General features: G+C 43.5%; 1 pseudogene. It reads left to right on the forward strand.

What is annotated here, in order from left to right:
- Window positions 1-1,166, forward strand: a pseudogene (locus Q0296_RS05725) (aminotransferase class I/II-fold pyridoxal phosphate-dependent enzyme); the annotation flags it as partial.
- Window positions 1,167-1,386 lie beyond the last annotated feature (220 nt).

Below are 1,386 nucleotides of genomic sequence, written 5' to 3' on the forward strand. Positions count from 1 at the left end.
GGCTGTGCCTATTTTTCAAAGCACGGCTTACGACTTTGGAAGTGCCGAGACAGCCGCTGCTAGGTTTGATCTAAAAGATGGCGGCCACATCTACACAAGACTTGGCAATCCAACGACAGATATCTTTGAAAAAAGGGTCGCCGCACTTGAGGGCGGAGCTGCTGCGATAGCGACTGCAAGCGGTCAGTCAGCTTTGTTTTACAGCATCATAAATTTAGCCCAGGCAGGTGATAATATCATCATCACTAAAGAGATTTGGCATAGAGGCCAGAGTCTTTGACAGCGACACTGCTGATGATCTGGAAAGTTTGATAGACGAAAAAACTAGGGCTATATTTTTTGAGACGCTTTCAAATCCGCAAATTTCTATCCCAAATATCGAAAAAATCGTAGAAATCGCAAACAAATATGGCATCATCAGCATCACCGATAACACAGTGCCAACGCCTATCATCTTTCAGCCACTTCGCCACGGCGTCGATGTTTGCGTGCATAGTGCGAGCAAATATATGAGCGGTCAGGGCCTTAGTCTAGCGGGTGTCGTCGTGAGCGCCAACCACCTAAACGAAAAGCTAAAAGGCAACAAGAGATATGAGCATTTTAACACGCCAGATGCGAGCTATCACGACATCGTCTATGCTGATATGACGGACAACTTCGACATCTACACGCTAAGAATGAGACTTGCTATCGTGCGTGACATCGGCGCTGTGATCTCTCCGTTTAACTCTTGGCAGCTTATACAAGGGCTTGAAACGCTTGCTGTTAGGGTTGAAAGACACTCGCAAAACGCGCTAAAAGTGGCTAAATTTCTAAAATCACACAAACATATAAAAAGCGTGGCATACCCAGGGCTAGCTGACAATGTTGGTCATGCAAAGGCGCAAAGATACTTTAAAGACGGCATGGCTAGCGGGTTATTTTGCTTTGAGACTGATAGCTTTGAGCGCGCAAAAAAGATGCTTGAGCGCGTAAAACTCTTTAAGATCGTGGTAAATATCGGCGATACAAAGTCGCTCATCACGCACCCAGCATCAACTACGCACCAACAGCTAAGCAGTGAAGAGCTTATAAAAGCTGGCATCACAAAAGAGCTCATAAGAGTTAGCATAGGTCTTGAAAATGCCGAGGATCTGATAGCTGATCTGGCTCAAGCCCTAGAATAATCAAATTTCTAGCTCATTTTGGGCTAGAAATTTAACTCATCTTTTAAACCTTGCGTATGCTCTTATCGGAAGAAAAATCGATATAAATTTTTCTCATACGCTAGAAAATACACCACACTGCAAGCCTTTTGTTAAAAGTCTATCAAATTTTAAAATTTCATGAACGAGTAATTTCGGCTCTAAAATTTGAGCTAAGCGGTAAGCGAAGCCAAATTTTAGT

It is taken from the genome of uncultured Campylobacter sp., assembly GCF_937890585.1.
Lineage (GTDB): Bacteria > Campylobacterota > Campylobacteria > Campylobacterales > Campylobacteraceae > Campylobacter_A.